The organism is Pseudomonas sp. Sample_16 (assembly GCF_004307665.1).
In the GTDB taxonomy this organism is placed as follows: domain Bacteria; phylum Pseudomonadota; class Gammaproteobacteria; order Pseudomonadales; family Pseudomonadaceae; genus Aquipseudomonas.
This window is the reverse complement of sequence record NZ_RCOB01000129.1, coordinates 1,475-6,845: the sequence shown is the minus strand read 5'-3', so window position 1 is coordinate 6,845 and position 5,371 is coordinate 1,475. Positions and strand designations below refer to the sequence as shown.

Genomic DNA, 5,371 nt, shown 5'->3' with positions numbered 1-5,371 from the left:
ATGCGCCGCAGGCCCCGCGTTACGACGAGAGCCTGTGGCTGATTCGCAATGGCCAGGCGGGGGCGGCGCAGGCGCTGTTCGAACAATTGCAGCGCAGCAATCTGCCGGCGATTCAGCGGGCGACCCTGCTGGCCGAGTTGCCTGCCTACCCCAGCGAACAGGCACTGAAACTGGCGAGCGAAGACCTGAACAACCCGGCGCCGCAAGTACGGGAGAGTGCCGTGCATGCGGTCAGCGCCTTCCTGCCACCACCGGAGCGGGCGCAGTTGCTGTCGCCATTGCTGAGCGATCCGGTGAAAGCCGTGCGCATTGCCGCCGCGCGGGATTTGCTCGGCGTGGAGCGCAATGGCCTGGGCGCTGCGCAAGGCAACTGGAACAGCGCCATCGCCGAGTACGAGGTGGTGCAGAAAAGCCTGCTGGAACGCGCCGAAGCCAATCTCAACCTGGCGTTGCTGTATCAGGCCAGCGGTCGCAATGGCGAGGTGGAAGGCCTGCTGCGCTCGGCGCTTCTACACGATCCGGACTTCTACCCGGCGCTGGTGACGCTGGTGCAGTGGCTGGAGGGCAATGGCCGCAATCAGGAGGCACAAACGCTGCTGGCGCAAAGCCTCAAAGAGCACCCCAACGCCGCCCTGCTGCAACACACCCAGGGCCTGGCGCTGGTACGCGCCGGGCAGACCGCCCAGGCCATGCCCTACCTGCACAAGGCCGCGCAACTGGAACCGCAGACCGCGCAATATGGCTACGTGCTGGCGGTGGCATTGCATGACAGCGGCAAGGTCGAGCAAGCCTGTGCAGAGCTGGAGCGCTTGTTGAAACTCGCCCCCACCAACCGCAACGCCCGCCTGGCGCTGATCCAGTACTACCTCAACAACGGCCAGGAGGCCAAGGCGCAGGTGCTGCTGCAGGGCTGGAAGAACTTAAACAGAGGGGATCCGGCCTTGAAATGATGCGCCTGGTGCAGGCTTCGGCGCAACGGACTCAAGGATTGACCATGATCCCCCCTGCACAACTTTCAGCTTCCATCTCTCCGCGCATCCAGATGTCGAACTTGGTAAGCAGCCTTTGCGACAGCGAATGCCCGGTAAGCGTACAGATGCCCAAGCGGCGTTAACTTCACCGAACAACGCCCGCGTTATCGTCCTAACGTTCCCGCGGCTAATGAGCGCCCCGATGAAGACCTCATGGCGAGTGCCGGGATTAAAAAAGAGCCCAATATACTCAAATACGCCCTAAGGAGGCTTGATATGACATTTAACCATCGCATTCCCGTGACCAATTCAGTCGACATGGCAATGCAAATTGTTGCTGCTCTGATCGCCGCAGGCCTACTGCCAAACGACGGCGAAATCATGACTGAGACACAGCGAAAGATTGCCAGCATCCTTAGAGAGCATCTGCCAGTCGCTGCTCCCTATTGCGAGTGTCATTGATCAGGCCGGTCGCTCGACATCGCTGTTCAGGACTTCAGAACGCTTTCAGGATCGCCCTACAGACTCGATATAGAAAGCTAGGAACTATGCGTGCAGCGGGACTCGTCCCGGTCCTAAATTACTGATGAGCATTTATGAACGATCAAAGTCAAGAGCCATACAACCTACAAATTAGTCAGATCCTTACGATAACGCTGGATCAGCTCCTATCGTATTTAAACAATAATGATTGTATGCATCCCTGTGCCGCTTGCGGAAAATCGAATTGGAGCATACCTCTGGCAGACAACATGCCAGCGATTTATATGACGCCTAGTGTCAGAAATCCATCAATTTCGGCTTGGGCATTTCATGTTAATTGTAATGAGTGTGGCGGCATAAAAATATTTAATGCCGCCCGTGTTCGTGAGTATGTCTTCGCCAATCAGGGGGGGGAAGACATAACCCACACTGCGATGCCAATCGACCACCCATTAGCGGAAGTACAATCGCTGGAAATCCGCACAATCCAGCTCGAAGACCATACTAAAAATATCCAGGAAGATATTGAGTCGCTGGAAGGTGAGCTTCAGACATTTCGCACCGAGACCAAGGGCGAACTTTCTTCATTGCGCGATGAATTTTCAAGCGTTCGAGCGGAGATACAGCAAGAATTCACCTGTACAAGGCAAGACATGAAAAAGGAATCGCGAGTGCGTTTTTGGGTATTGATGCTCATCACCGGCGGACTCGCAAGTTTGATGATAAGAGGCTTCGGCTGGGTATAGCCACGCGCAATGGGCTAATGCACGTGCGATGATCGATGAAAAATTTCAAGGTTATCCCAGTCCGTCTAGCCTATCCGATGCCTCAGAACAATACCCACTCGCTGCAGGCGACAATAATGTACAGGGTCGTCGTAACCGCGTTATTCGGAATTTTATTATTTGCTGCCAGTCAAGGAGATGCCGTCGACACGGAAATGGCCCGACAATTACTAGCGACGTTTAGCGGCTTTTTCAATTTGTAGTTCATGCTGCCCTGCCTACCGCGGGGCTTTTTTTGAACGAAACCAAGAAAAAACAAGCTCGCAAATACCCCTTTACCGCTGAGCGGATGGTTACGTTGGACGGCACGAGCGCTCCATACCGCAGTGAGTCCCAGGATAAAAGCACGCCGCCAATGCCACTATCCTGAGCCACGCTCAAGCTGTCCTGCACCATCCTCTTGAGGGGAAGCGTCCTTCGAAAAAATTACCAATGTTAGGTTAGGTGAAAGCTTCTTAAGTCGTTGCGCACCACATTTTAAAATGTCTCGTTTGAAATATGCCGTCCACGTGTACTGGGAGCTGCGTACGCAGCCACTGAGGTAGGTCTCTATCTCCGCTTCCGTCAACTCGGCGACGGTAGCTATTTCTCTGGATGTAGGCCGAAATTCCATTATCGATTTCCTTCCCGCCTAACGGGTCATTTAAGCAGTTGGTCAGAGCCTTGTTCACGTCAGCTATCAGCATTTTCGCGGCACGATGTAAACCCAAGCCGGTATGGTTTTCGCGTATGCAGCGATTCGTTAACTAGACCGCCATTGATTGTCCGATCGCGTAATAGCGTTTGTGCCTGACTAACCTGCCGGCCGGACACAGTCAAGGTACTGCGGGAAACGGGCAACATCTGTAGGCTTTTTCTGAAAACTTCGAAAGCGGCATGAAAAAGTGCCCCCCCTTGTCGCGACCTTTTTCCTAAACCTATGGCGCGCTGAATTAAGCGCCTAAACCATCCAACAGCTTTGTTCTTCACATGGCTGCAGGCCTCAATGAACAACAAATCAGGATTTGGCGCGGATAAACACCGACTGCGTTATTTTGAGGAGCACTTGCTGTCGCCGACCGGAAAGACAAAACCTATCAACACTTGAGGGGGGGCCGGTTATTCGGATGGAAAACGGCTCGATTAAAACTTCAAACGAGCCTGTTCGCCGGGCAGTTGTTTTCACTGGCCTGGTTTAAATTTAAGCTGTTTGGCTGCAGCCTCAGCCAGGTCCGGAGGCAGGAAATCTTTGTCCGGATTGTAATCACCCTTAAGCCAGTGGGTCAGATTATGTAAGTCTTGTGGACTCAGCGTTCCGACCTGTTGCTTCAGGCGCAAAGTATCGAGGATGTAATCATAGCGGGTGTTGTTGTAGTCCCGTACCGAGCTGTAGAGCTGGCGCTGCGCATCCAACACATCGACGATGTTGCGCGTCCCTACCTGATATCCGATTTCAGTCGCTTCCACTGCGCTTTGGTTAGAAATGATTGATTGTTTGCGCGCCCGTACCTGCTCAACGTCAGTATTGACGGCACGATACAGGTCACGGGTGTTTTCCACGATGGCGCGAAGCAGCGATTCGCGTTGTTGCTCTGTTTGCTCTAATTGCGCATACGATTGACGCACCTGGGAATTGATCAAGCCGCCACTGTAGATTGGGATATTCAGCTGCAAGCCGATCGAGGATTGCGCGACATCGCCTTTGTACGGTTGACCCAACGCGCTGGGGTTGCTGAACCCCAATGCATCATTGTCGCCTTTCTCGTACCGAGCGACCATATCGACGGTTGGTGCGTGGCCAGCCTTGCGCTGATTAAGAGTTTGTTCGGCGGCACTGACTGCATAGTTGCTGGCCTGCAGATTGAGGTTTTGTTGAGCCGCGGTATCAACCCAATCCTTAGCATTGTTTGGTGCTGGCGGTAGGATCGGCAGACTATGGGAAATACCCCAGATCGCGTTGTATCGCCGGTTAGTGAGGTTCACCAGGGCTTCGAAAGCATCATCCACCTGGCGCTGGGCAACGATGCGGTTGACCCGTGCCGTGTCGTAGCTAGCTTGTGAGTTCAGCACATCGGTCTTATCCGCGAGGCCAACCTTAAAACGCTCATTGGACTGATCGAGCTGGCGCTTGAACGCGGCCTCTTCGGCCTTGGTCGAAGCCAGGTTATCTTGGCTACGTAGCACATTAAAATAACTGTCTGCGGTTTGCAGAATGAGGTTTTGCTGGGCTGCTGAGAGCTGTAGCGCCGCCTGTTCATTCACATCCTTGGCCGCCTGGAACTGAAACCAGCGATCGGCACGAAACAGCGGTTGCGCCAGGGTGGCTTGGTACGAATGCTCGTAGCGATTTGCAGCAGCCGAAGGCTGGTCGATCGAGGTGCGAACACTGGCAGTTTCTGCGCTACCGGACAGATTGGGCAACAGCCCGGCGCGAGCTTGCGGTACGACTTCCTTCTGCACGCCATACTGGGCGATGGCGGCAGCGAGATCAGCGTTGTTTGCTACAGCCTCTTGATAGACGCTCACCAGATCATTATTGGCTGACAACGGAGCTTCAGCTGCCCAGGGCATGGTATTGGATGCACAAAACACAGCAATACCCAGTGAAAATTTGCGCAGCATGTGATGATTCCTAAACATGTATAAAACCGTGAAAAATTTTGCACCTAAGAATGGCGCCACCATTACAGCGTCAAGACGCGGTTAGGTAAGGAGGTGATAAGCTTGTTCGCGAATGCATTCGAGCGGCAGTAAGAACCCGTAGTTACGTCTGATACGAGCCAGCAATACCTTCGCATTCAGCTTCAGGTGTCGCACGGATGGCGGCCAGGTATGAACCGCGCCGATTGAGCAGCAATACGGATGTGGCGACACCGACGGTTGCCTTCTCTCCCCCTCGCCAATACGGCCCGTTACCCAGTGAAAGGCAAGCCAGGGTATGTCATGGGAGGGGGATGGCCTGATGCATTACTATTAAGGTTGCAACCCACCGTCGCGCAGACGAACCGGATTCATCTTGAGGTCGCCTGCAGCACCGGCGGGCTAAAAATCACAGATAGACCAACTCGATAGTGGCCGAGCCATCCAAATTAATCGCGTTATTGGTGTCTAGGGTATTCCTTGGCGCAATCGTTGGCGTCACGGTCAGGTCGA

4 protein-coding genes are annotated in these 5,371 nt (G+C 54.1%); 3 read left to right on the top strand and 1 reads right to left on the bottom strand.

Annotated features, from left to right (window positions below):
• The 3 genes from D8U69_RS17710 to D8U69_RS17700 form a co-directional block, all read left to right on the top strand.
• A partial coding sequence (locus D8U69_RS17710) for a tetratricopeptide repeat protein (protein ID WP_130907823.1) occupies window positions 1-950 on the top strand: 950 nt, incomplete at its 5' end.
• Between the two features lie 297 nt (window positions 951-1,247).
• The gene (locus tag D8U69_RS17705) at window positions 1,248-1,433 is read left to right on the top strand and encodes a hypothetical protein (RefSeq protein ID WP_130907817.1); all 186 of its coding nucleotides are present in this window, start codon (window positions 1,248-1,250) and stop codon (window positions 1,431-1,433) included.
• A gap of 134 nt (window positions 1,434-1,567) precedes the next feature.
• Window positions 1,568-2,200 (top strand): hypothetical protein, encoded by a 633-nt coding sequence (locus tag D8U69_RS17700; RefSeq protein ID WP_130907816.1) that lies wholly within the window; start codon window positions 1,568-1,570, stop codon window positions 2,198-2,200.
• Window positions 2,201-3,400: 1,200 nt separating this feature from the next.
• Here D8U69_RS17700 and D8U69_RS17695 read toward each other — a convergent pair.
• Window positions 3,401-4,840 (bottom strand): TolC family outer membrane protein, encoded by a 1,440-nt coding sequence (locus tag D8U69_RS17695; protein WP_130907815.1) that lies wholly within the window; start codon window positions 4,838-4,840, stop codon window positions 3,401-3,403.
• Window positions 4,841-5,371 lie beyond the last annotated feature (531 nt).

Coding starts and splice junctions, on each gene's coding strand:
- D8U69_RS17705 (WP_130907817.1), top strand. CDS start 1,248: ATGACATTTAACCATCGCATTCCCGTGACCAATTCAGTCGACATGGCA.
- D8U69_RS17700 (WP_130907816.1), top strand. CDS start 1,568: ATGAACGATCAAAGTCAAGAGCCATACAACCTACAAATTAGTCAGATC.
- D8U69_RS17695 (WP_130907815.1), bottom strand. CDS start 4,840: ATGCTGCGCAAATTTTCACTGGGTATTGCTGTGTTTTGTGCATCCAAT.